Annotated in this window: 16 protein-coding genes; 8 read left to right on the top strand and 8 right to left on the bottom strand. The window is 45.1% G+C overall.

Going from position 1 to position 24985, the window contains the following annotated elements; translation table 11 throughout:
* Window positions 1–208 precede the first annotated feature (208 nt).
* Window positions 209–1360: a hypothetical protein gene (locus PPO43_RS02595; protein ID WP_272620237.1), complete on the bottom strand. Its 1152-nt coding sequence runs from the start codon at window positions 1358–1360 to the stop codon at window positions 209–211.
* 290 nt (window positions 1361–1650) lie between these two features.
* On the opposite strand from PPO43_RS02595, the gene PPO43_RS02600 reads away from it, so the two are divergent.
* From PPO43_RS02600 to PPO43_RS02610, 3 genes are all read left to right on the top strand, one after another.
* A complete protein-coding gene (locus PPO43_RS02600) occupies window positions 1651–2778 on the top strand; it encodes a glycosyltransferase family 4 protein (RefSeq protein ID WP_272620238.1) in 1128 nt (375 codons plus the stop codon).
* A 72-nt stretch (window positions 2779–2850) separates the two neighbouring features.
* Complete coding sequence (locus PPO43_RS02605; RefSeq protein ID WP_442985432.1) at window positions 2851–3582, top strand: MlaE family ABC transporter permease; 732 nt, start codon at window positions 2851–2853, stop codon at window positions 3580–3582.
* A gap of 223 nt (window positions 3583–3805) precedes the next feature.
* Window positions 3806–4573 carry an ABC transporter ATP-binding protein gene (locus PPO43_RS02610; RefSeq protein WP_272620240.1) on the top strand — a complete coding sequence of 256 codons (768 nt, stop codon included), beginning with the start codon at window positions 3806–3808 and terminating at the stop codon, window positions 4571–4573.
* A gap of 109 nt (window positions 4574–4682) precedes the next feature.
* On the opposite strand, the gene PPO43_RS02615 is transcribed toward PPO43_RS02610, so the two are convergent.
* Window positions 4683–5156 (bottom strand): hypothetical protein, encoded by a 474-nt coding sequence (locus PPO43_RS02615; protein ID WP_272620241.1) that lies wholly within the window; start codon window positions 5154–5156, stop codon window positions 4683–4685.
* 758 nt (window positions 5157–5914) lie between these two features.
* Here PPO43_RS02615 and PPO43_RS02620 point away from each other — a divergent pair.
* Complete coding sequence (locus PPO43_RS02620; protein WP_272620242.1) at window positions 5915–6886, top strand: hypothetical protein; 972 nt, start codon at window positions 5915–5917, stop codon at window positions 6884–6886.
* 109 nt (window positions 6887–6995) lie between these two features.
* On the opposite strand, the gene PPO43_RS02625 is transcribed toward PPO43_RS02620, so the two are convergent.
* Window positions 6996–7505, bottom strand: a complete 510-nt coding sequence (locus PPO43_RS02625; protein ID WP_272620243.1) for a DinB family protein — start codon at window positions 7503–7505, stop codon at window positions 6996–6998.
* Window positions 7506–8243: 738 nt separating this feature from the next.
* Here PPO43_RS02625 and PPO43_RS02630 point away from each other — a divergent pair.
* The 3 genes from PPO43_RS02630 to PPO43_RS02640 all read left to right on the top strand — a co-directional run bounded on the left by PPO43_RS02630 (window position 8244) and on the right by PPO43_RS02640 (window position 11994).
* On the top strand, window positions 8244–8831 hold the full coding sequence (locus PPO43_RS02630) for an RNA polymerase sigma factor (RefSeq protein ID WP_272620244.1): 588 nt from the start codon (window positions 8244–8246) through the stop codon (window positions 8829–8831).
* Between the two features lie 41 nt (window positions 8832–8872).
* The gene (locus PPO43_RS02635) at window positions 8873–10141 is read left to right on the top strand and encodes a hypothetical protein (RefSeq protein ID WP_272620245.1); all 1269 of its coding nucleotides are present in this window, start codon (window positions 8873–8875) and stop codon (window positions 10139–10141) included.
* Between the two features lie 263 nt (window positions 10142–10404).
* Window positions 10405–11994 (top strand): hypothetical protein, encoded by a 1590-nt coding sequence (locus PPO43_RS02640; protein ID WP_272620246.1) that lies wholly within the window; start codon window positions 10405–10407, stop codon window positions 11992–11994.
* Window positions 11995–12420: 426 nt separating this feature from the next.
* On the opposite strand, the gene PPO43_RS02645 is transcribed toward PPO43_RS02640, so the two are convergent.
* The 4 genes from PPO43_RS02645 to PPO43_RS02660 all read right to left on the bottom strand — a co-directional run bounded on the left by PPO43_RS02645 (window position 12421) and on the right by PPO43_RS02660 (window position 21824).
* Window positions 12421–19770, bottom strand: coding sequence for a gliding motility-associated C-terminal domain-containing protein (locus tag PPO43_RS02645; RefSeq protein ID WP_272620247.1), 7350 nt, complete (start codon window positions 19768–19770; stop codon window positions 12421–12423).
* A 235-nt stretch (window positions 19771–20005) separates the two neighbouring features.
* On the bottom strand, window positions 20006–20302 hold the full coding sequence (locus PPO43_RS02650) for a hypothetical protein (protein WP_272620248.1): 297 nt from the start codon (window positions 20300–20302) through the stop codon (window positions 20006–20008).
* Between the two features lie 70 nt (window positions 20303–20372).
* The gene (locus PPO43_RS02655) at window positions 20373–21446 is read right to left on the bottom strand and encodes a M56 family metallopeptidase (RefSeq protein WP_272620249.1); all 1074 of its coding nucleotides are present in this window, start codon (window positions 21444–21446) and stop codon (window positions 20373–20375) included.
* 9 nt (window positions 21447–21455) lie between these two features.
* Window positions 21456–21824 carry a BlaI/MecI/CopY family transcriptional regulator gene (locus PPO43_RS02660; protein ID WP_272620250.1) on the bottom strand — a complete coding sequence of 123 codons (369 nt, stop codon included), beginning with the start codon at window positions 21822–21824 and terminating at the stop codon, window positions 21456–21458.
* A 144-nt stretch (window positions 21825–21968) separates the two neighbouring features.
* On the opposite strand from PPO43_RS02660, the gene PPO43_RS02665 reads away from it, so the two are divergent.
* Window positions 21969–22511: a glycoside hydrolase family 73 protein gene (locus PPO43_RS02665; protein ID WP_272620251.1), complete on the top strand. Its 543-nt coding sequence runs from the start codon at window positions 21969–21971 to the stop codon at window positions 22509–22511.
* Window positions 22512–22737: 226 nt separating this feature from the next.
* On the opposite strand, the gene PPO43_RS02670 is transcribed toward PPO43_RS02665, so the two are convergent.
* Complete coding sequence (locus tag PPO43_RS02670) at window positions 22738–24978, bottom strand: prolyl oligopeptidase family serine peptidase (protein WP_272620252.1); 2241 nt, start codon at window positions 24976–24978, stop codon at window positions 22738–22740.
* Window positions 24979–24985: the final 7 nt, after the last annotated feature.

Here is a 24985-nt window from a genome sequence, read left to right on the forward strand (position 1 = left end):
TGGGCGGGCTCTTTTTGGGCGCCCTACAGGCGGCGAAGCCGCCGCAGGCCTAGCTGCCTGTAAGGGTGGCCGAAGGCCAGACCAAGGCGCTTTGCGCCGAAGGGCCGAGCAGAACTGCGAGCCCTGCAAGGGAGCGCCGCAGCAAAGCTGCGGAGGCCCCAAATCAACCACAAAGATACTCAAGAAGTTTGAGTTAGTCGAGAATGCTCTATTTCTTTTTGTAGGAGAGCAGGATAACTAGGGCCGAGAAGTAGAAGGGAAGAGCGGGAATTTTGTAGCGGGCCAGGGCGCCAAAGTTCATTGAGGTGAAGCCGACCGCAAAGGCGAAAATGATGGCAAAAATGAGGCAGAAAAGCACCGTAGGATCTTTAAAGAGAGCCTTTAGAGTGGTCCATACGCCTACTCGGACGAAAACATAAACCGTAAAAAGAAGGGTAAATAGGGCCTCGGCGGCAGAGGGAATAACAATCACTTTGCGGGCCTCCCAGGGATAGGGACGAAAGAGGCTCACATTGACTGCGGCAGGAAAAGTTTTGAGCATGCCCATGACGGTAGGCTCTACTAGACCTAAGCTATAGCCCGTTCCTCCATCTCGCTCGGTACTTACCGACAGCCACCATTGTGTGCGGACTACCTCGACCATCATGTTTTCTAGGGCAAATTTTTCAGAGATGCTGCCCAATTGCATTAAAGCCAAAGCGCCAAAGGCCGTCCCAAAGACGAGGAGAACTGGCCCCATCAGCATCCGAACCGTCTTATTTTCAATCTTCTCCTTATATAAAAGTGTAATCCAAACCAAGGAGGCGGGCATCAGTGCCAAAGCGATATAAGCCTTAATCACTGCGGCATAATATAGGCCTATAATCAGGGCAAAAATGGGTAAAATATATCCTCGACTTCGTTTATAGGCTAAAAAATAGAGCCCATAAACAAACATCCCCAAGCCTGCTAGCGAAAGAGGGTCCTTCATCACGCCTGTCCCCCAAAAGCAAAGAGAAGGGACATAAAGTACAGCGATGGCAAAGGGTAAATGTAGTTTGGGGTAGATATCCGTAAACACCCGATAGAGCATCCAATTGCCGAGGAAGGCCAAAGTGGTTATGCCAAAAGAGGTCCCGATAAAACTCCCAAAGCTAAAAAGGCTAAAAAAGCCTCCTGTACGGATTACTGCAGCGGCAGAATTTTGCCGAAAGAGCAGATGGTAGGTTAAGGCATCCTTAGCTTCTCCCGAATAATTATCATAGTTCGAGATAATCATCTCTAGGCCTGTAATTGGCGATCTAAAAAAGGCATTGAAGATATCGACTACCCCTTGATAATAATAAAAGGTATCGCCATAGCCATAATAGTATTGATACATTAGGGCAGTCAGAAAAGCCCCAGCTAGACGAAACCATAGGGCGGGCAAAAAGTATCGGCGAACGATAGGGTCCTTGTACCGCCAGTTCCGAAATGCCCAGAATATCCCTGTGTAAAAAAGGATAAAAAACGGCAGGAGCAAAAAGTCGATGCTCGTCAGAATGGGGACCAGGGCCAGGCAGGAAGTGGGTAAGGGCATTTGGCTAAAGCCTTAATAAAATTCGAGAAAAGTAATAGAAAGTCTGTACTTTGCGCCCAGTTTTTTGGACAGACAAATTTAAGTAAAAAAGCATGGCGAAGCAGGCAAATGCAAAAAAAATAGGTTTAGTCGTCAATACGGCTTGGAACATTCTCAACTTCAGGCTTGGCCTCATCAAACAATTGATTGCCGATGGGCATGAGGTAGTGGCCATTGCCCCTGCAGATGAATATGTCCCCCAAATTGAGGCGACAGGAGCCCGCTTCTTGCCCCTTGGGCAGCTCGATCGTAAGGGCAGCAACCCCCTTAAAGAGATGCAGCTTTGCCGAGAACTCTATAAAGCATTTAAGCAGGAGCAGCTCGACTTAGTTTTGCTCTATACCATTAAGCCCAATATCTATGGGGCCTTAGCGGCAAAATGGGCAGGCATTCCCAGTATCTGTACGGTTACGGGTTTGGGGTATACCTTCTTGCATGACAATATCGTCAGCAAATTGGCCCAAGGATTATATAAGTATGCCTTCAAAAGGGCCAGTTGGGTGGCTTTTCAGAACCGTGATGATCGCCAACTCTTTATTGATCGGAAACTAGTGGCTCAAGAAAAGAGCTTACTCATCCCGGGTTCGGGCATCAACACCCAAGTTTTTGCCCCAGTAAATGGGCAAGAAAAACCTCAGGCCTTTACCTTTTTGTTTGTGGGGCGTTTGCTCAAGGACAAGGGGGTCAATGAGCTTTTGCAAGCCGCAGAGCTTTTGCAAGCCGCCCAATCTAAGGCGCAAATTTGGGTTCTTGGGGGGCTAGACCCCGATAATCCCGCCTGTATTGCTCCAGAAACCTTAGAAGCGGCCCAAGCTTTAGGCAATTTGCAGTATTTTGGCCGCTCCGATAAGGTCAAAGACTTTATGGCCCAGGCCGATGTCGTGGTTCTTCCTTCCTATCGAGAGGGCTTGCCTAGAGTGATGCTCGAAGCCCTAGCCATGTCTAAAGCGGTAATTACCACCGCCGTAGCGGGCTGTAGAGAAACTGTAGAAGAAGGTCTAAATGGTTATCTGATCCCTGCCAAAGATGCTCAAGCCCTAGCAGCTGCTATGCTCAAAATGAGCCAGTTGCCCGAAGAGCAACTAAAAAAGATGGGAGAGGCAGGTCGTCAAATGGCCCTTAATCGTTTTGATGAACAGATCATTATACAGCATTATAAAAGGCTTATTAAAGAGCTATAAGGACAAAAAAAGGCAGAAAGCAAGCTAGAGGACAAAAAATAATAGTAGCTTTGCCAAAAATTATTACGCATTATGTTTTACCATCTCGGTCGGTATTTCATACTCATGAAGAGTATGTTTGCCAAACCCGAGCGGTTTTCTATGTACTGGAAAGCGACCGCTCGGCAGATGAATGATATTGGTGTAGGCTCTCTCATTATTGTGGGCCTCGTCTCTGTTTTTATTGGAGCGGTTACCGCCGTTCAGTTCGCCTATCAATTGCAGGCTTCCTCGATCCCGCCCTACTACGTTGGCTATATCGTTCGCGATATCATGATTATCGAGCTAGCCCCCACTTTCTCTTGTTTGGCCTTGGCCGGAAAAGTGGGCTCTAACATTGCGGCAGAAATTGGCGGGATGCGCCAAAAGGAGCAAATTGATGCCCTAGAAGTGATGGGGGTAGATACAGCAGCCTATTTGGTGGCGCCCAAGATCATTGCCGCCGTCGTTGTGATTCCCATGCTCGTCATTTTGTCTGCCTTTATGGGAATGGCTGGCGGCTATTTGGCCTGTGTGATCGGGCAGCTCGTCACGGTCTCTGAATTTATGCAGGGCTTGCGTTCCTTCTTCATTCCCTACAACGTTTTCATGATGGAAGTCAAGGCCTTTGTCTTCGCCTTCCTACTCACGTCTATCTCTTGCTACCAAGGCTATTTCGTTAAAGGCGGTAGCATCGAGTTGGGAAAAGCCAGTACTTCGGCCGTAGTGATTAGTAATATCATGATCCTTTTGGCCGACTATGTGATTGCCCTCTTGATGACCTAATGGCTTTTGCTCCTTCTTTTTTTATTTTTTTGGGGCCTCCGCAGCTTTGCTGCGGCGCTACCTTTCAGGGCTCGCAGTTCTGCTCGGCCCTTCGGCGCAAAGCGCCTTGGTCTGGCCTTCGGCCACCCTTACAGATCGCTAGGCCGCTCCACCATTTCTCTTGCGCTCGGCCTTCGGCTTCGGCCCCTTAGATTTTCATCTTTACCATTAGTCCAATTCCGCTATGATTCGCGTAGAAAATATTAAGAAACAGTTTGGTGAACAAGAGGTCCTTAAAGGCATTAGTACCGTCTTTGAGGAAGGAAAAACCAACCTCATTATTGGTAAGAGTGGAGCGGGTAAAACCGTTATGCTCAAAATTTTGGTGGGTCTGCTACAACCTACTTCTGGCCATATCTGGTATGGCAATACCAATTTCACTCAGCTCAGCAATAAACAACGTAAAGCAATCCGCACCGAAATGGGGATGCTTTTTCAGGGCTCGGCCCTTTTTGACTCTATGACTGTAGAGCAAAATGTACGCTTCCCCCTCGATATGTTTACCAAATTGACGGCTAAAGAAAAGCGCATCCGCGTAGATGAGACCTTAGAAAGAGTAGAGCTAGGCGGCGCCAATAATAAATACCCCTCAGAGATTAGTGGAGGGATGCAAAAACGGGTTGGTATTGCCCGAGCTATCATCCTCAAGCCCAAGTTCCTCTTTTGCGATGAGCCCAACTCTGGACTAGACCCTACTACCTCTATGCGCATTGATGAACTCATTCATCAAATTACCGTAGAAAATCAGATGACCACCGTCATCAACACTCACGATATGAACTCGGTTATGGAGATTGGCGATAAGATCAACCTCCTTTACTTTGGCGAGTTGGCCTGGGTCGGCAATTGCGGAGAAGTTATGGGTAGCGATAATGAACTACTACAAGACTTTATCTTTGCTTCTCCCTTCTTACAACGCCTTAGAGATTCGGCCCTAAAGAATGGTCATTAAACCTTATACTATATATTATAGTAAATGCTGCCCTTTATGGATAAGGGGCAGCATTTTTTGTTTTTTAGAATCTATTTCAAGTAGAGTCTATACTCTCTTTGCTCTGTACTTATACTCTATTCAACATTAACGATACAACTAATTGTACAAAAGCATCCGCTGCGATATCGTTAAGAACCTTCGTATCTAAATTAGGTCCAAAAAGACTACTACTCCAGATAGTATAATAATCATGTTTATTTGCTACATTTTCTACGGTTTTGATTGTTTCTCCTCTAGTTCGTGTTGCACAGAAAATAATGTCGCAATTTCCCAAATCCCCATTTGGAGATGCTAATAACTCTAATGTTTCATCTTCTACCATTCTGCTTTTTGGATCTCCTTGGCTTTCAAAGCCAATTTTTACACCATTAACAGTTAGGGCCGCTAAAACATCTATCTCCCATTGTATATCCGAAACGCCTTCAGGTAAATGTTTTTTTGCATTAGGAAACATCTCCAACAGTTTTCGACAAACAGCTTTAATTGTCTCAGATTTACCTTCATTAGATCGTCCATAAACAACAACAATTGTCTTCTTCATTTACTTTATATTTTTATTTTAGAATAAGCTATAAGATAATAAATTTCATCCTACAGAACTAAATTCACCGCCCTATTACAAAGAAAATCATTGTCTAGCAATAAAAAAATGCTGCCCCTTATAAATAAGGGGCAGCATTTTTTGTTTTTGGGGCTGACGGTTGGGCTCATGAAGGACATGCTACTGCCGCCACAGAGCTAATCCGAGATGTCCGTAGACCTCCGTGGCCACCACGGAGCCAATCTGAGATGTCCGTAGACCTCCGTGGCCGCCACGGAGCCAATCCGAGATGTCCGTAGACCTCCGTGGCCGCCACGGAGCCAATCCGAGATGTCCGTAAACCTCCGTGGCCGCCACGGAGCCAATCCGAGATGTCCGTAAACCTCCGTGGCCGCCACGGAGCCAATCCGAGATGTCCGTAAACCTCCGTGGCCGCCACGGAGCCAATCCGAGATGTCCGTAAACCTCCGTGGCCGCCACGGAGCCAATCCGAGATGTCCGTAGACCTCCGTGGCTAACACTCCACAGTTTTGTATCTATTTATTGGTCCTTCCATTTTCAAAGGGTAACAAGCTATTAAACAGAAAGATATTGAAATAGCAGCTTGGCAATCCTAATTTAAACATGTATATACTATAGCCCTAAAGACAAATATCAAAAAAGTTATAACTTTTTTAGTAAACTTCTTGATGTTTCAAAACATTAGCCCTACACTTGTAATGTTATAACTATTTTATAAACAATAAAACTTCAGGCAGATGAACGATACACTTTGGTTGTTTCTGCAAAACACCTTTGATAACAGGACAAAAAAGAATTTCAAGCTGATGTACTTGCTAGCTACGGATCACATTGATCGTTTGCGTAGACGGGCATTGCGGGAGCCTCGGATTGATCCTTTGTTGCAGTATTTGATTCCCTATTATGATGCTTACATTACACATTATCGGAAGCGGCAATTAGATACGCGTAACTATCGGATCAATACATTAACGATAGAGCGGCTTTTGGCGGAGCTATCGGGCAGTTTGATTCGGACTTGGGATGTATTGATACAGGTACAGCATCCGATTACGAGCATTGAATATCAGGCTTTGCTTCCTCGTGGGCGTGCTCCTTTTCAGACGGGGGCTTATGAGATGCGTATTGATGCGGTATTTGTCTTAGCGGATAGTTTGCAGCGTTTTTCGAGTCTAAGCAACTTAGAGCAGGATGTTCGTCAGTTTGCCCAGCAGATTCGAGATGCAAGAGGGGCCCAGCAGGGGATTGAAGAGGAGGAAGATGGGAATGGTGGAGAGTTGGAGCGTCTTCGCATCGAATTAGCAGATGCGATTCACTATGTATTTGCGGGTTTGCTTCAGATTTATAATAAGTCCTTGCACATTGTTGAGGAGCTTTATGAAATGCAGTACTTACGTTCTACAGGGAATAGCAAAGCTGTCGATGAGGCTCTTAATAGTTTGTCTGTTAATTTGGCGCCCAGCAGTCGAGAGCGTTTTTTAGAGAATGAATTAGAGATGGACCAGCGTTTGGTCTTGACCAATACGGGGGGAGCGGCTGTAATGGCTTATACCTTGGCCAATGCGGGAGATCAGGCGCAGACGGTCCACCACCTACAGTTGGATGAGTCGGTTAGTCTTATTGTTCCAGCAGGGCATCATTTACTCATCTTGGAGAATCCCAATGAATTTGTGGCTGAGGTGATGATAGAGCAATATCCTTCGGCTTAGGACAAGGGCTAATTCGATCTTGATTTTCAGGCAATAAAAAGTCCTCCACGACCATCTCGGTCGCTGGAGGACTTTTGTTTTTATTTTCAGGGCCCAAAGGCGGTCTGGATTAGTTTTGTCGCTGTTGGTGGCGATAAGTAGAAGGAGCTAGGCCGAAAGTTTCGGCTAGTTCGACTTGGGGGTAGGCATATTTGAGGCTAATTTTGAAGATAGCCATGTGGTGGATTGCGTGTTCTACATTAAAGGCGATTTCGCGATGTAGAGAGCTTTGGATGGGGCTTTTTTCTTGTTCTTCTTTGGCTAGGCTGTGATCTACCAATAGTTGTAGTTCTTGTTCTTGGGGTTCTGTTTGGAGCCAGGCGAGAATTTCGTCGATAGCGAGGCTAGCGGCTTCGGTAGAGGTTTCGATTTCTCTTTTTCGTTCGCGCAGGTCATAGCAGATGCTTCCTTCTGGGGCTTGTTCTTCTAGGCATTGGAAAAACTCGATAATGTGGCGGCTGTGTTGACCTACGGAAGCGTTGATTAGGGTATTGGGGGTAGAAAATTGCTCATCGCTGAGTTGTTCGATGGCAGTTTGTAGGTCTTCTAGGATATATTGGGCAGTGGTAATGATAGACATAAAATGCAAATTTATGTGTGAGTAGGTAAATTCGGACCTAAAGGTCGGTTTTTTTTGTTATTTATTATAGAACTCCTTTAAAAACAACTGTTCTTGCGCTTGAAAGCTAGTTTTGCGCTCTTTGTCGTTATTTTTCTCCACGATAGCGCTGCTATCCTGTCAAAAAATGCCTAAAACAGCAAAAAACTAGTACTCAAGCGCGGAGAAGAAACTCGTCTTTAAAGCAGTTCTCAGAACTCCTCTTAAAAATAACTCCTCTTGCAGCTGACAACTAATTTTACTCTCTTGCTTCGTTTTTTTTCTCCACGATAGCGCTGCTATCCTGTCAAAAAATGCCTAAAACAGCAAAAAACTAGTACTCAAGCGCGGAGGAAGAAACTCGTCTTTAAAGCAGTTCTCAGAACTCCTCTTAAAAACAACTCCTCTTGCGCTTGAAAGCTAGTTTTGTGTTCTTTGTCGTTATTTTTCAGCGGCCGCAGGCTGCTTTTGTTTGCCTGCAGGGCATTTTTTTGGCCTAGCGATGTGGAAGGGGGGCCGCAGGCCAGACCGAGCCGCTGAAAGCGGCGAAGGGCCGAGCGAATAGCGAGCCCTGCAACGTAGCGCCCGCCGCAGGCGGGAGGCCCCAAAAAGTAAACATTATATAGTAAGTTGATAAAAAAAGAGTAATTTTGGACTAAGGTTTACGCCTAATCAGACGGTAGTTGCATCTATAAGGTTGAATTATGAAAATACAACCCTATGCCAGCAGCTCGAAGCTATTCTGTACATCAAAGCACTAAAACTGTGACCGAAGAGGAACTCATTGAAGGATGCCGTGTTGGGAACCGCCTTGCTCAGGAGCAGGTGTACCAGCGTTACTCTGCCAAGATGTTTGGTTTGAGTAGGCGGTATGTGAAGACCACCGAAAATGCGGAGGAGGTCTTGGTACAGGCCTTTTGCAAGGTCTTTAGGAAGATAGACAAGTATTCTGGGCAGGGGAGTTTTGAGGGTTGGATTCGTCGGATTGTGGTCAATGAGGCCTTGATGTTTTTGCGGAAGAAGTATCGATTTAGTGAGCATGTAGAGATCACGGAAGTGCCAGCCAAGGCGGTTCAGGTGAGTGTAGAGGACGAGTTATCGGCCAGAGAGATTTTGGATTTGCTGGAGCAATTGCCTACGGGTTATCGGACCGTTTTCAATCTTTATGTTGTTGAGGGTTATAAGCATCGGGAGATTGCGGAGATGTTGGACATTAGCATCAATACCTCGAAATCGCAATTGATCTTGGCCAAAAAGAAGATGCGTGCATTAGTGGAGGCGGCCCGACAGATTCGACGTGCGGAGTAAATTTCATCCCATTTTTAAAATGTTATTATACACACTAAATTATGAGTCGAGAGGATTACATCTCTAAGCTCTTTCGGGAGAATGCCGACAAGCTAGACGAACAGCCTAGTCATGATCTATGGTCTCGCATTAGCGGGGAATTGGATCGTCCTGAGGGCAGTAGTGAGCAGGAGGATTTGCCTAAATTTGAACAAGTTTCTCCCAAGTCGGCGGCTCGGCCTAGGGGCGGACTGATGCAGCTTGCGCCTTATTTTGCGGCGGCCTCCATTGTGGCTGCGGTTTTGTTGGCGAGTCCTTTATTTTTTGAGCGGGAGGCCGAGCTAAAGACAGCCCATCAAATGGCGGAGTCTTCTGATCGGGGTTTATTGGCGGAAGAAATGAAGTTGGAGAGTGAAAGTGAGGCGCTTCCGCTCAATGCGGAGGAGCAGGAAGCTCAGTTTGAGGCCCAAGAGAAAGAGCAAGCCAAAAAGATTTTTCGGGCTGCGCAAGAGAAGGCTCCCAAGCCCTTAGCCGCAGATGATTTTGATGATATTAAGTTATCAAAGGAAGAGGCTTCGGATGATATTGTTATTCTGAGTCCGGAAGAAAAAGTTGTAGAAGAGGAACCCTTATTGGTTCAGGAAGAGGCGAGGGCGGAATTTGATTATCCTTTGCCTAAAATGAATCCGTCTATAGCTAGGAACTATGCTAGTCCTCCGGCTGCAGATCCTAGTTTGGCCCCACAGATAGAGGCCTTACAGGAGCAAAATGCAGTAATGACGGCTCCTAAGGAGGCTGAGCAGTTGAATAAGCGGGGCTTAGTTAGTAAAAGAGCCAAGGAAAAGTCGAGAAAGAAAGTGGTTCGGCATAAGATACACCCTCGCATTCAGCTGTTTGAGTGGTTATTGGGGGAGTATGAAGATCAGACGCCAGAGGCGGGAACCTCGATTGAGCGTTGGCGGCTATTAGGGCCGAATGTGATAGAGGGCATAGCGGTATTGAAGAAAGGAGAGGATAAAATTTTTGAGGAGCGGATGCGAATTTTTTATGATGAGGATTTGCGTCAGGTGTTTCTTGATCTTCCTTTAGATGATAGCCGTTTACCTGCTCGGTATATGCTTAGTCAATTTGATACAGAGCGGATCATCTTTGAGCAGAATGATCAATCGGACTTACCAAATAAGATTATTTTGCAACCTTCTTTACAGGGATACACCCTAATTATCTTGCAGGAGCGAGGATTTTTAAAATCGGGACAGCAACAATACTTACAGCATCGAAATCGGCTCTCTAATGTGCGGGCCATTCGCGACTTAAAGTTGAAAGAATAAAGCTAAGCCTAGATTCCAAGTTTGGAGTCTAGGCTTTTTTTATGCCCGATAAGTATTATTCCTAGGTGTTATCCTTAAAATACCTTAGGGGGGAAAACTCTCATCTTCATTTGATAACAACTTAAAGTTTCCTAGCGTTTTTCGGTTAGAGCTTTTGTCTTAGGTTTGTTCACATAGAATTAAATTTAGAAATCTATATACTAAGGGATCTAGCTGTATTTTCATTACCTTAATCACCAACACTTATAAAGAACATCTACATTATGAACATCAATCGGCTCTTAATTTTATGCTACAGTATTTTGCTCTTTTCGGCGAGTAGTTATGCACAATACCAAACCGTTCAGGATGGCAACTGGTCGGATCCTAGTACTTGGCTTAATGGGCAAGTTCCTCCAGGTTATGGAAGTCCTACAATTACTATTACCCATACGATTACCTTAGATCAGGATTATTCTGCTGGGGATTGGGAGTTATATATTTCTCCTACGGGTAATCTAAGTCAAGCTTCGGGCAATTGTTATAATTTTGGGGCTTATGGTGCCAATGCACAGATTACGAATGAGGGCATTTTAAATGTTGGTATTTTAAACCATCCTGGGGAAGTTTACAATCATGGGCAGTTATCGGCAAGCTATATAAACATGTATGGTTATAATGCACCTTTGTTTTATAATACAGGAAGTACGAATTTTTATTCCAGCAACTTCGCCAATACGAGTATTATGCAAAACTATGGGCAGTTTACTAATGTTCCTTCGCTTCCTTGTAGTGGGCAGCCTTATGGGGTCAGTTTTAGTGGAGATTATTTTTACAACTATGGGCAGGTAGATATTAGCACAGTTCAGTTCAGTTCCGCCTTTTTGCAGAATGCGATAGGCGGAACTTTTTTTATAGCTGGAGATATAGATTTTAATAATTCAACAGTTATCCAGGAGGGCAGTCTGATTGCTCAGGGAGATTTACAGCTTAACTCTGGGCGGATCAGTAATTATGGTCATTTAGAGACTTCTGCTCGTTTGGCGGTCAATAATAGCTCTAGTTTATTAGAAAACTTTGGTTGCGATTGCCATCCGGGTTCTCAAGGAGAGATCTATAGTAGTTACTTAGACATTCCTGGTACCGTTGACAACTCTGGACGCATTTTCGTCCAGAATGATGTACAAGCCTATGGCCCCCTATACTCTAGCAGCTGTGGCTATTTGCAAGCGACTAACCTTTATAGCTATGATCGCTTGGATGGCAATATGGTCATTTGTGCCTCATTGACCTGTTATGGCTGTAGTTCAGATGGTAGCCCCGTTTTTAGTTGCCCTGCAGATAATAGCTGTAATACCATTTTACTTGCTCAAGATTGGGTAACCGATTTTGAACTCAATGGAACACAACTTCAATGGAACTTTTGGCCAGATAGCAGTGCTCAATCACTCGAGTTGCAGTCTAGCCCCAATGGAATAGAGCAGTGGAGTACTATAGCTAATTTTTCGATTAAGGAAGAGCTTCAAACTTATGAGGACAACCGCCAATTAATTGCTGATCGTTATTATCGTCTTGTACTTAAGAAACAAACAGGTTTACAGCTTTATTCTAAGCTATTGCAAAGCAGTCAGGCCATTGAATTCCAAACTAAACTCTACCCTCAGCCCGCCAAAGAAGAGGCTTTTATCTTTTGTCCTGTCCAATCAGCTTCCTTGCGCCTTTTTAACCTTATGGGGCAAGAGCTCCCTCTTTCCTACCAACTCATTGAAGAGGGCGAAAAAGGCAGTCGTTATCGTCTAAATCTTCAATCCTTAACCGCTGGACAATATATTTTGCAAACAGCCTATGGGGCACAGCCTCTTATTAAACAATAATTTTTTGGGGCCTCCCGCCTGCGGCGGGCGCTACGTTGCAGGGCTCGCTATTCGCTCGGCCCTTCGCCGCTTTCAGCGGCTCGGTCTGGCCTGCGGCCACCCCTTCACATCGCTAGGCCACTGCCCGCCCAACTGCGAAGCTACAAGCTGCTGCCGCAGCTTCAAGCTTCGCAGGCTCGCGCCAAGCGCGCCCGGCCGGCGGTAGGCGGCGGCCACCTCCTCCCCTGCTTTTAACCTAGTCTGCCCCTCAATATATTCCATTTCAAGTTCAGCCTTCCCTTCCGCCGCCTCCGCCTGGGGGCTGGCCTCCTTTGGCCCAAGGGCCAAAGCGCCCAGCATGACATGCCCCCTTCGGGCCCATCCTCCACAAAAAAAGGGCTGTCGGATTTTCCGACAGCCCTTTATCTATTTAATTCCTTCCGCTAACTAGCGAAGCAAATTCACTGCGCCCTTAATCACAGTCGTCTCTCCATCAATATAGAGCACTTCTGCAGACCAAGCAAAGGTTCCAGAGTTCATTGGTTTGCCCTTAAAGCTACCATCCCAACCCTGTAAAGGATCATTCGGATCAAGGTTCAAGCCCTCATACACCAATTCGCCCCAGCGGTCATAGACTCTAAAGCTTAGAATCTGCTCTACCTTTTCATCAGCTTGAACAAAGAAACGATCATTATTCCCATCACTGTTCGGCGTAAAGGCCGTAGGGGCTGCTGCATTTCTAGGCTTAACCATCTTCACCACAATCGAGCTATCCTGAACACAGCCCGAAGCATTCGTGGCCGTAAACTGATAAATGCCTGCATCATAAGGCGTCAGTGAAGCCGTCAAACTGCTATCCACCAATGCCCCAGAGTTAATCTCTGTCCAAGCCCAAATCGCCCCAGTCGTATCATTCAAGTCTGCAAATAGCGTCAACGTATCTCCATACTCCAACACATACTCCACTTCGCCTGAATCTAAGGCTGGACCAAAGCTCGTCAGGAAGAATGGATCTGCCGCCTCTACTGTTACTAGCGTATCATACATACAACCATTATTGTCTCGGATATACAAAGGATAAATTCCCGACTCCAAACCAACAAAAAGATTGCCTCCTGTAAAGTTTACACTATCCAAACTGTAAGTGTAGCCCCCCAATAGGGTCGAGCCACCAATTCCATCTACTTGGATACTTCCGTTCGCATCATCCACACAGGCTACGCCTCTAATACTGAGGTTGCCAATACCTACTTCCGTCGGATTCGCCAAATTGATGCTCGTATCTGCCTTACAGCCATTCGCATCTTCCACATTAAGCGTATAGTTGCCCGCAGCTATGCTGTCTAAGCTTGGCGTTGCCAACCCATTCGACCAGATATAAACATAAGGTGATATTCCGCCTTCTACTGTAGAACCTAAGGCGCCTGTACTGTTATTGTAGCAATCTACTGCCCGTACTTGGTTCAAGCTCACCGACAATTCCGAAGGCTCGCCTACCACATAGCTAAAGCTATCCACACAACCATTGATCGACTGGACCACTACTTCGTACTCGCCTGCCGCTACATTCGTAATGCTCGTTCCTACAACGCCATTACTCCAATAGCTCGCCTGCAAAGGCTCATTCGAGTTCGTTATGCTTATAGAACCTGTAGACTCTCCATAACAAGAGGCATCTTCTATCGCTACCGTAATGCTCAAGGCCAAGGCCTCTCCCACTACAGCCGTATCTACCTGCGTACAGCCATTCAGATCCGTTACACTCACATAATAAGTCCCTGCAGATAGACCCGTCGCTACATTCGTCGTCTGACCCAAGGGATCTGACCACTGATAGCTCAAGGTCCCTGTTCCCCCTGAAGCTGTTACCTGTGCACTTCCATCTGCGCTACCTGCACAACTGGCATCCGTTACATTCACGATCTGGCTCGTGATTCCTGAACTCTCGTTCACTGTTGCTGTACGGACCACGGAACAGCCATTCCCATCCGTGATTGTCACACTATAGGTTCCTATACTCAAGTTCGAGTTTACATCTGTACTCGCTCCATTCGACCAAGCATAAGTATAGTCTCCATTACTATTGGGCGTACCCCCACTCACAATGGCCGTAATTTGACCAGAAGCACCTCCAAAACATAGGGCATCTGCTGTATTCAATGTCGCTACTAAAGCACTTGTTGGCTCCATGACAATCACCTGACTAAGCGTCTGACAACCATTCGCATCCGTTACCGTCAACACATAAGTACCTGCGGCCAAACCGCTAATACTTTGACCCGTCATGCCATTGGACCATGCAAAGCTATAAGGTAGCGTTCCCCCTGTCAAGAAGGCCGTCGCTGTACCATCTGAGCCCCCTTTACAATTCACCCCTGTCGTCCGAATCGTATCGACAACCAAGAGCGCGGGCTCTACCAAGTTCACCGTTAAGGTCGTACTACAACCATTCGCATCTGTAGCCGTTACCGTATGCTGTCCGCCTGCTAAACTTGTAGCACTAGCTGTCATCTCGCCATTGGGCCAAGCATAGCTATAGGGGGCTGCCCCTCCTGTAGCAACTACCGTTGCACTTCCATCCATATCTCCATGACAGCTCGGATTCACACTTGAGACAAAGCTCAATACTACTGGATCGGGATTTTGCAATAAAACCTGATCCGTTACCGAACAGCCTTGGCTATCCACAACCACTACCGAATAAGCACCTGGCGCCAAGTTCGTCGCAGTCGCTGTCGTTTGACCATCTGACCAAAGGTAAGTATATGGGGCCGTGCCTCCTGTCGGTACCGCTGTTGCACTTCCACTATTCGCTCCAGCACAGGCTGCCGCATTAGTCGTAATGCTGGTTGTCAGCAATGTAGGCTCGCCTAGAACATAGCTTTCTACAAGCTGACAAGCATTCCCATCTGTTACCGTCACACTATGTGTGCCCGCTGACAAGCCCACGGCCGTAGCCGTTCCTTGGCCATCTGACCAGAAGTAAGTGTAAGGAAGCGTACCTCCTTGAACCATTACGGCTACAGTTCCATCTGTACTTCCATTACAGCTAGGTTCATTCCCACTCATACTCGCTGTTAACGCTGCTGGCTCTTCTACTTCTGTAGTCGATACCATATCACAGCCATTCGCATCCGTTACCGTCACTTCATAAGTACCCGCCAATAGGCCTGTAATCGTCGCAGCAGTCATCCCATTATCCCAGTTGTAGCTATATGGAGCCGTTCCGCCTGTTGCACTTACCGTAGCCGTTCCATCGCTACCTCCTGAACAAGACACATCTGTATCACTCAGACTCAACTGTATGGCTGTTGGCTCCGTAATCGTTACCGATACAGGCAACACACAGTTATTCCCATCACGAACCTCTACCGTGTAAGTCCCTGCACAAAGGCCCGTAAAGTTATTATTGCTACTGAATACATTACCCGTTTGACCAGGACCTAATATTCGGTATTCATAGCCATTAACACCTAGCGTTCCTGTGCCAGATACGGCCGTAGCGATAATCTGTCCATCACAATCATTGGCACAAAAGACATTCACCTGCTGGATTGTCGCATCCAAAGGTACAGGATCCGCCAAACTAATACTATCTATTGCCGTACAGCCAGAGGCATCCGTCACCGTTACCGCATAAGTCCCTGCCGCCAAGTTCGTCGCAAGTGTACCATTCTGCGCCTGTGGACCAGACCATGCATATACATAAGGCGATACGCCTCCACTAGCCGTCACCTGTGCCGCTCCATCCGAGGCTCCTGGACAGCTAATCGCTGCTCCATTGTAATTAGAGTATTGTTGGACATTCAATACAATCTCTGCAGGTTGAGAAATAGTAATTGTATTTGTTGCTGAACAGCCTCGACTATCTGTAGCTGTAAGTGTGTATGTACCAGCTTCTATATTATTGAGATCTTCAGTAAGTTCTCCATTAGACCATACAAAAGTATAATTAGGTGTTCCTCCTTGAGCATCTGCATCAATACTTGCATCTTCAGCACCAAAACAACCAGCATCATTAGAGCTCAAAAAGTTTACTTGTACAGCTGTAGCAGGCTCACCAATCAAAGCATTATCTGTAATAGTACACCCATTAAGATCAGTTACTGTCAATCGATAAGTTCCTGCTGTTAAGTCACTATTGACTGCTAAACCACTATTAGTAGGTGACCAGTGGTATACATAAGGAGCTGTTCCTCCAGATACAGTGGCTGAAGCTTGGCCATCATTACCAAAACGACAACTTACAGAATCTGTGATTAAACTAAGCTGCAATGCTGGAGGGCTACTTACCTGAGCACTGTCAACATATGTACAGCCATTAGCATCAGTTACTGTTAGGTAGTACTGTTGTGCAGACAAGCCCGTGGCTGTTTGTGTAGTTTGGCCATTAGACCAAATATAACTATAGGTTCCAGTTCCCCCTGTGGCATTTACAGTAAGTTCTCCATCCGTGTTATAAGAACAACTGATACTATTAGTTGTAAAAGTAGCAGTGATGGCTGTAGGTTCTGTAATTTGGATACAGGTATCATGCAAACAACCGTTTACATCTGTAATTGTTACGCAGATAGAACCAGCTGACAAATTTGTAGCAGTTTGGGTTGTCTGACCATCGCCCCAAAGGTAAGTATAAGGTGCACTTCCATTGATAGGGGTAATCGTTGCACTAGCATCATTTCCACCATTGCATGACACCATACTAGCACTTGTCGTAGAAGTAATAATAACTCCATTGTTAACAACAACGCTATCCACTAATTGACAACCATTCGCATCTGTAACTTCTACAGTATAAGTTGCAGCCTCAAGGTTCATAGCAGTAGCAGTACTTTGCCCATTCGCATCATTCCACAGATAGGTATAAGGACTAGTTCCACCTGAAGCTATAACTGTTGCACTTCCACTTGCTTGTCCAAAACAAGCAGCATCTATAGCCGTAAGACTAGCTGTAAGCGCAATTGTGGGTTCATTAACTACAATAGAATTGATATGCAAACAACCATTCGCATCTGTAACACTAACAGTGTAAGTAGCTGCTGTTAAATTATTAGCTGTAGGTGTATTTTGAGCCAAAGGATCATCCCATATATAAACATAGGGAGCAACGCCACCTGTTACAACAGCAGAAGCTGATCCATCTCCTCCACCAAAACAGTTTACATCCGTACTACTCATTGTGCTGCTTACTGCAGTAGGTTCAGAAATCACTACTTGATCAGTTATACTACAGCTATTTGCATCTGTAATTGTTACATTATAAATTCCCGCAACTAGGTTATTAGCAGTAGCGGTGGTTTGATTTAAAGCATCATCCCAACTATAGGTGTAAGGAAAAGTTCCTCCTTGGGCTGTAGCCGTCGCCTCCCCATCATTTCCCGTATTGCAGCTCACGTCTTGACCTGTTGTTGTTATACTCAGAGCCACAGGTTCTGTAATTGTTACTATAGAGCTTACGCCACATCCAAGGCTAGCGTCATTTACTTCAAACGTATAGGTTCCTGCTGCAAGACCGGTAAAGTTAGGACTAGATTGGACAGCTCCTAAGCTTGGGGCGATTTGCTGAAAACTTAATGCTCCTATATCGTTACTCACAACAAAATCTACCTCTCCATCTGCAAAGCCGTTACAACTAGCATTAGTTTGATTGTTGATAGTCAGAATAAGAGGGCAACTCAAACTTGTACAAGTAATAGAATCAATAGGATTTGGACAAATCCCAGTCCCTCCCAAAGCACGCACATAAATATGGACAGAAGTACTTGGTGCCAAACCAGTTACTGTATGGCTTAGCGCTCCTGTTGGGCTAAGCCAGGTTAGCCCTGAATCTAAACTCACCTCATATCCTGTAGCTGAAGGAACTGCGCCCCAATCAAACGTAATATCATTCGCAGTAGTCATTCCACAATTTACCGTAGGTTGAGCTAAAGAGCTTCCTACCTCAATTCGTACAGAATCTACATAGGTACACCCCACTGCATCGGTGAGGGTTACACTATAATCTGAGCTAACAGTAGGTCCAGCTGCAGGATTTGCGCAAGTCGTACAACTTAGGTTTGGTCCAGACCAAACATAAGTATTACTAGCAGAAGAAGGGGCAAAGTAAATAGACCAATTGTTAATTGTCCCTGCTCCCCCTAAAGAATTATGAGAAACAGCTAAAGACCAAGTTCCATTACTAGCTCCTAAGTTAAGATTAGAAAAAGGCTCTTCAGGAGAAACAATCGCATTGGCTGGTATATTTGAAAAAGGAGTTGAATATGCTGTAATAGAGGTTGTTGCACTAGGAGAAAAGCAGACATTATTAAAAGCTCCTGTATTTATCCCTCCATTTCCGCTAGATAAATCAATACTGTCTCCATTCGGGGATACTAATGTTAAGTTTATATTAGAGGTTGGGTTATTCGTAATATTTACACATACAGAATCAATGCTGTTACTAGTTAAAACTAAAGGTGATACAGCTCCTACTGTAATATCTGAACGTACATATCCGCCAAAGTTAATACCAACACTATTGGGGTTGCTAAAAACAGAAGGAGTTGTGACCGCACCTGGCAAATTAGCAGAGAGATAAGTAGAATCTCCATTACAAACTGTATCGGGTGCTGCAGTAATTAGAGTTGCCCCTGTATCACAGCAAACAATTACCGTTTGCTGCTCGCTTCCGACACAACCATCTCCACTATCCCAATCATAAATAATATTATGAACTCCTCCTCCAGCAATTGAAGGGTCCCAACTAGCTGTACCATTACCATTGTCAACAACACCTAGTCCAGAAAAAGTACCTATACCTTCAGGAGTACCTAAGTTAATAATGGTACAACCCGCACCACCATTCAGTATGGTATTAGAAATAATGGTATTGGACCCTGACATTCGGATTTCATTACTAAATGTTCCGCTGTTCCCCAAATCACACCACTCCATTGAGTAGGAAGTCGCAGGATCTAAATACTCAATTGTCGTTTGGAACTGACTATTTGAGGGCAATTGCCCCTGATAGTTCCCTCCCGTATTTGTTGGCCCCCAATAGGCAATAATATTACCTGTTGCATTGGGTCCATCATAAACGCGCAAAGTATTCTGCGTGGCAGAAAAAGCATCTGTTATGATATCAAAAGCGAAACCAGGGGTGATTCCTAAATCGCCTGGAGAGGCAGTTGTAGGATCGGCTGTTAATGTAATAGCCCCTCCAGTACAATCATAGGGACTACTCACTGTAAGATCATTAAAATTAACGGGGGCACAGGGTAAAAGGATACCACAATCTGTTGTCCCACTCCCCCCTGACTGACTTGCTGATATCTGAGTAGGCTGATTAGAGTAATTGGTAATCAGTAATACATATACACTTCCAGGAGTAGCTCCAGTGATTGTTACTGTTTCATTAGCGCTCGCAGAGTAACTACAAGACTCTATTGCTCCACTAGCCCCCCCATTACCGAGGTTGCCACATTGTCCAATAGCTGCACCTGCGTTATTAAAGGGGCCGTAGAGAATAAAATCAATATCTACGTTATTGCTATTTGTCAAGTTAATAGTCAGACTGCCGGGTTGATCAATTTGTAGATAGTACCAAGCGGGGTTGGGTTGAGACCCTAAACAACCATAGTTATTTCCTGCAGGCGCATCTGGTTGATTCGTCCCTGCAGGAAAAGTAACGCCCGAGCCAGAACAAAAGGGCTCTGCGGCTGCACAAGTAGCCCCTTGGGCCGAGGCTGCTGCTGGCATCAGCAGCAAAGCCAAAAGTGGTAATAGAAAAAATCGAGTCATCTGCTGGTAGGATAGCATAGATTTTAGCTTGATTTAAAAGGCTATTGCCTCTAAGCGATAAAAAAAAGCGCTAAGCGCTTGATTTGTGGGGGAGGTTGGGTGCTATACAGGCCCCTTAGGGGCCGCAGGCTGAGGGATGGAGAGAGTGGCCCGCAGGGCCAGACCGAAGCGCTTTAGCGCTGAAGGGCCGAGCGAGCAGCGAGCTGCGAAACAGCCCGACCCGAGCGAAGCGAGGGGCAGCCCCTTATCCATCTTATTTTGAAGACTTTTGTTGTTTAGCCAAACCCGCTCTTTCCTCATTTTCTAAGGCTAAAGCTTTTTTGCGGCGAGCCAAAGCAGCCTCATATTTGGCCAGCGTTCCATCTGCAATACGATCAGGGTTTTGCTTTACTTTGGCAATATCTTTTTCTATCCGTTTCACCTCCTCGGCATTTGTAGGCAGCTTGCGAATATTTGTACTAATTTTGGGTCCAGTTTGTTGTTGAGCTTGAGCATTTTGTCCCATAAAGAGAAATAAAACGACCAAGCTACAGGCTAGTATATTTTTCATCTAATTTAGTTTGATTGATCTTAAAACGTATACATTGATTATTCTGCTGCATCTTATTATATAACGCAGGCTAACCATTTTCTGTATTTTTAGGTAAAAAAAACTGCTCCTTTTTTGTTGTTGGTTGCGCATCAAATTGCCGATGTAAAGGGAAATACAAGCCAACAGAAAGCAGAAAAAGCCCTGATAACAAACAAATTTGTAACAATTGAAACTGTTTTTTGGTACAGCCTTTTGGAGCGGCTTGAAAGAGCAAAACTTCTAAGCGCTTTTGCAATTTTTTCTTAGCCAAAAAGAAGGCCAAAGCCTGTCCCTTGTGCTGAAAGGCTGTCATCTTGAGCAGCATTTCTGCATAACTTCTACGGCTGGCTAAGCGCTGAGCCGCATAATCATCTGCTAAAAGTTCATTGATTTCCAAGAGTTCTTTGCGAAAAACATAATAGAGCGGATGCCAAAACCAAAAAATCTGTAATAGGCCCAAAAAATATCCAGCCCAACTATCTCGCCCCTTCAAATGCCCCAACTCATGATAAAATGCAGCCTGTTGCTCTTCTTCATTTAAACAATCTAAAGCTGGCGACCAAAGAATATAATGTCGCAGCAAACTGAACGTACTAAAGGGATAACTTTTATACCCCTTAGGATAAAGCATTTGATATGACTGATTCTCTAGCTCCCTAGGCTCTGCATAAGATTGCAAGCGCAACCAAATCAAGCCCCCAAACCGCCATAAAAATCGCAGTAAAAAATAAGTGGCTAAGAGCAAAAACACCGACTCCAAAGCCCAACGAACATCCATTAAGGTATCATAATAGGGATCAGGCTGAAAGTCAACTAAGGCCGCCTTTTGCTTAATCTCACAATGACAAACCCCCTCACTATTATTGGCCGATTTATAACAAGACAATAATTTAGGATCCTCAATATCTACCTGATTCCAACCCTCATAACTCTCATAGTCAATCCATGTCTTCTCAAAATAATGCTCCAAAGAAGGCATAAGACTAGGCAAAAGCAGAGCCGCTAGCAAAAATGTCCAGATGAATAATTTTCTATTCTGCCAAGACAATCGCTTTCTCAATGCCCAATAAAAGAGCGCCCCTGCAGCCAATAGTAGCGCAGAAAGAAGTAGAAAAATTAGCATAAGTAGCGTTTATCGGTCCAATAATTTTTTGAGCTCCTCTAAATCCGCGTCCGTCATTCCCTCCTGCTCTATAAGCGCAGAAAGCAAGGAGTGTACAGAACCCGAAAAGACTTTCTCTACCGCATTTTCCAAAAAATCTTGCTGATAGGTTTCCTTAGACACCAAAGGGTAGTACTGATGACTCCTCCCCTTTTCCATATGCCCAATGTACTTCTTCTTATCTTGCAAAATGCGGACTATAGTAGAAACGGTATTGTAAGCCGGTTTGCTGGCCTCTGGCCAATGCGCTAAGATATCTTTAATATACGCCCGCTCTAATTTCCATAAAATATCCATCACCTTTAGCTCCAAAGGCGTGAGCATAATTTTCTTTTCCATAAGCTTTAGTTATTTTTCAGCCCCAAAAATAAGGCTTTTTCTGCTTTGCCTAAAAAATCAACGCTAAAGACCACAATATTTAGCCCAAAGGAACGTCTTAAAGCCCGAAAAGTCACTTTTTTATCCTTAAAAACAAAAGTTTTTATGTCCGCAACATGCTCTCGCCTCTTGGCCATCTGCCTGCTCTTTAGCCTTTCAGCCTGTCACCTCCTAGAGGTTTCTAACAATAATAATAGTAATGCCAGCAGTGGTAGCGCCACGGCTACCGCCTCCGCCTACATAGAACGCTTCAAACCTATCGCTATTGCCGAGATGAAACGAACGGGCGTTCCCGCTAGCATCAAAATGGCCCAAGCTATCCTCGAATCTGGCTACGGCCGCAGCGAACTCGCCAAAAAAGCCAATAACCACTTCGGAATCAAATGCGGCAGCAACTGGAACGGAAAAACCTATAAACTCAAAGCCTCTTGCTTCAGAGCCTATAGCAGCGCTGAAGAAAGCTTTAAACAACATTCCGACTTCCTCCGAAATGGCAGCCGATATGCCGACCTCTTCAAACTCAAAACTACAGACTATAAAGGCTGGGCCAAAGGCCTCCGAAAAGCCGGCTATGCCACTTCTTCCTCCTACCCTAGCAAACTAATCGAACTGATCGAAAGATACCGACTCCATCAATACGACCAATAATCCAAAACAAGTTTTTCCCCTTTTTGTTTTGGGGCCTCCTGCCTTCGGCAGGCGCTACGTTGCAGGGCTCGCTGTTCGCTCGGCCCTTCAGCGCTAAAGCGCTTCGGTCTGGCCTAACGGCCCCCCTTCCACATCGCTAGGCCTTAAAAGACGGCTCCGCCGCCAAAAAAAGAGAAAAGCCCACAGCTTCTTTAGCTGTGGGCTTTTCTCTTTCCTAAAATACCGCCTAATCCATCATATTAAACTGCATAAAGGCCAATTTATCAACAATCTCTTCTATCCGCTGGGCCGTGGGCTTGCCCGCTCCATGTCCCGCCGAACGATCTATCCGCAATAAAGCTGGAGCATTCCCCTGCGCATTGGCCTGTAAGGCCGCCGCAAACTTAAAAGAGTGCGCAGGCACCACCCGATCATCATGATCCGCTGTCATGACCAAGGTCGCTGGATACTTTTGCGCCTTTACATTATGCACTGGCGAATAACTATATAAATTCTTAAACTGCTTTTCATCAGTACTCAAACCATAATCTGCCGCCCAAAAACGACCAATGGTAAATTCCTGATAACGAAGCATATCCAAAACACCCACAATCGGAAAGGCCACTTTAAATAAGTCTGGACGCTGCGTCATACAAGCCCCAACCAATAAGCCTCCATTAGAACGGCCCTCTATAGCCAATTTATCGGGATTGGTATACCCCTCTTTGACCAAATACTCCGCCGCCTGAATGAAATCATTAAACACATTTTGCTTATTCAACTGCGTTCCCGCCTGATGCCAATCTTTACCATACTCTCCTCCCCCTCTAATATTGGCTACCGCGAAAATACCTCCCGCTTCCAATAGTGGAATACGCTCCAAAGCAAATGAAGGCATAATACTGATGTTGAATCCACCATAACCATAGAGCAAGGTTGGCCGTTTCCCATCCGCTTTTAGGCCCTTTTTATGCGTAATAAACATAGGAATGCGAACGGTTTCTTTTCCATTTTTATAGCTATAAAATACCTGCCGCGTTACAAAGTCTTGGGGATTAAAGGCCAATTTGGGCGCCTGCCAAGTTTCACTTTTTCGGCTATCTAACTCAAAGGTGCAAGCTGTACTCGGAATGGTAAACGCACTTACGCTATAACTCCCCCCCTTTCCATTCGGAAAGGCCCGCAAATCACTAATGTCCACAGGGCTATCGCTACCCAAAACCTTGGGCAAATGCAAACGGCCCTTATATTCTCCCTTGGCATCATATACCCGCAACTGATTGCGCACATCTTTGATGTAATTGGCCACAAACTGATCGCCCAACATAATCACCGACTCTAAAGCCTCTTTCTGCTGGGGCAAAATAGAACTCCAGTTTTTTTCTTCGGGCTGCTTAAGATCTATTTCTAACAATTGATAATTGGGCGCCTTGTAATTGGTCTTAAAATACAAACGACTGCCCTTATTGTTGACCAAGCTATAATCATAGTCAAAATTACTCACCAAAACTTCTACCCCTGCATCTTTCTGCTTGAGATTTTTATAATAAATTCCATTGCCACTAGTGCTAGCTGTACTATAAATGAGCAGGTAATTTTCATCCTCTGTTACTTCTGGACTAAAATTGTAGCTCGGGTGACTTCTATCGGCAAAGATCAACTCATCTTCTGCCTGCTTTTGGCCCAAACGGTGGTAGTACAACTGATGAAACTCGTTTTTACGGCTATATTTATCCTCTGCTTCATTGGCATCGTAACGACTATAAAAAAAGCCATTCTCAAACCAACTAACATTGGAGTAACGCACCCAATTTACCTCATCCGCTAAGACCTTTTTATCTTTTAGGTCCATCACCTTAATGCTGCGCCAGTCTGAGCCCGATTCGCTAATCGCATAAGACATATAACGCCCATCTTTAGAAAACCAAAGCCCCATCAAAGAAACAGAACCATCTTTAGACAAGGTATTGGGATCTAAAACCAATTCTTCTTTTAAGGGATTTAGACTAGCGGAACGATAAAGGACCGACTGATTTTGTAGGCCCGTATTTTTGGTGTAATAATAATAGCCGCCCTCCTTTCTTGGAGCCGAATAGCGGTTATAGTTCCAGATTTTCTCTAGGCGATCTTTTAAGGCTTCTCGGCCAGGCAAAGCATCCAAATAATTGCGGCTCAACTTTTCTTGATGGCCCACCCAATCTTCTACTTTGGCATCTGTATCTTTTTCTAGCCAGCGATAAGGATCTGCTACTTTTTGGCCAAAATAATCGTCTACGGTTTGTCCTTTTTCTGTTTTGGGATAAACGAGCTCTACTTTATCGGGTTGGACCAATTGCTCTTGCTCTTGAGTAGTTGCAGTAGCTGCCTTTGTTTCGGCTTCTTCTGTTTTTATAGGTTCAAAGCCTCGTTTGGGAGTAGAAGGCTGGCAAGCCTGTAGGCCCATTAGACCTAGAACAGCTAGCGAAAGGGTTATTTTTTTGGCTTTCATCTTATCG

This window comes from Saprospira sp. CCB-QB6, from assembly GCF_028464065.1.
GTDB lineage: Bacteria > Bacteroidota > Bacteroidia > Chitinophagales > Saprospiraceae > Saprospira.

What these genes read in the sequence shown, in the direction of transcription:
- PPO43_RS02595 (WP_272620237.1), bottom strand. Translation starts at nt 1,360, where the DNA reads ATGTATCAATACTATTATGGCTATGGCGATACCTTTTATTATTATCAA.
- PPO43_RS02650 (WP_272620248.1), bottom strand. Translation starts at nt 20,302, where the DNA reads ATGAAAAATATACTAGCCTGTAGCTTGGTCGTTTTATTTCTCTTTATG.
- PPO43_RS02660 (WP_272620250.1), bottom strand. Translation starts at nt 21,824, where the DNA reads ATGGAAAAGAAAATTATGCTCACGCCTTTGGAGCTAAAGGTGATGGAT.
- PPO43_RS02670 (WP_272620252.1), bottom strand. Translation starts at nt 24,978, where the DNA reads ATGAAAGCCAAAAAAATAACCCTTTCGCTAGCTGTTCTAGGTCTAATG.
- PPO43_RS02640 (WP_272620246.1), top strand. Translation starts at nt 10,405, where the DNA reads ATGAACATCAATCGGCTCTTAATTTTATGCTACAGTATTTTGCTCTTT.
- PPO43_RS02620 (WP_272620242.1), top strand. Translation starts at nt 5,915, where the DNA reads ATGAACGATACACTTTGGTTGTTTCTGCAAAACACCTTTGATAACAGG.
- PPO43_RS02600 (WP_272620238.1), top strand. Translation starts at nt 1,651, where the DNA reads ATGGCGAAGCAGGCAAATGCAAAAAAAATAGGTTTAGTCGTCAATACG.
- PPO43_RS02625 (WP_272620243.1), bottom strand. Translation starts at nt 7,505, where the DNA reads ATGTCTATCATTACCACTGCCCAATATATCCTAGAAGACCTACAAACT.
- PPO43_RS02605 (WP_442985432.1), top strand. Translation starts at nt 2,851, where the DNA reads ATGTTTTACCATCTCGGTCGGTATTTCATACTCATGAAGAGTATGTTT.
- PPO43_RS02610 (WP_272620240.1), top strand. Translation starts at nt 3,806, where the DNA reads ATGATTCGCGTAGAAAATATTAAGAAACAGTTTGGTGAACAAGAGGTC.
- PPO43_RS02635 (WP_272620245.1), top strand. Translation starts at nt 8,873, where the DNA reads ATGAGTCGAGAGGATTACATCTCTAAGCTCTTTCGGGAGAATGCCGAC.
- PPO43_RS02615 (WP_272620241.1), bottom strand. Translation starts at nt 5,156, where the DNA reads ATGAAGAAGACAATTGTTGTTGTTTATGGACGATCTAATGAAGGTAAA.
- PPO43_RS02655 (WP_272620249.1), bottom strand. Translation starts at nt 21,446, where the DNA reads ATGCTAATTTTTCTACTTCTTTCTGCGCTACTATTGGCTGCAGGGGCG.
- PPO43_RS02645 (WP_272620247.1), bottom strand. Translation starts at nt 19,770, where the DNA reads ATGCTATCCTACCAGCAGATGACTCGATTTTTTCTATTACCACTTTTG.
- PPO43_RS02630 (WP_272620244.1), top strand. Translation starts at nt 8,244, where the DNA reads ATGCCAGCAGCTCGAAGCTATTCTGTACATCAAAGCACTAAAACTGTG.
- PPO43_RS02665 (WP_272620251.1), top strand. Translation starts at nt 21,969, where the DNA reads ATGTCCGCAACATGCTCTCGCCTCTTGGCCATCTGCCTGCTCTTTAGC.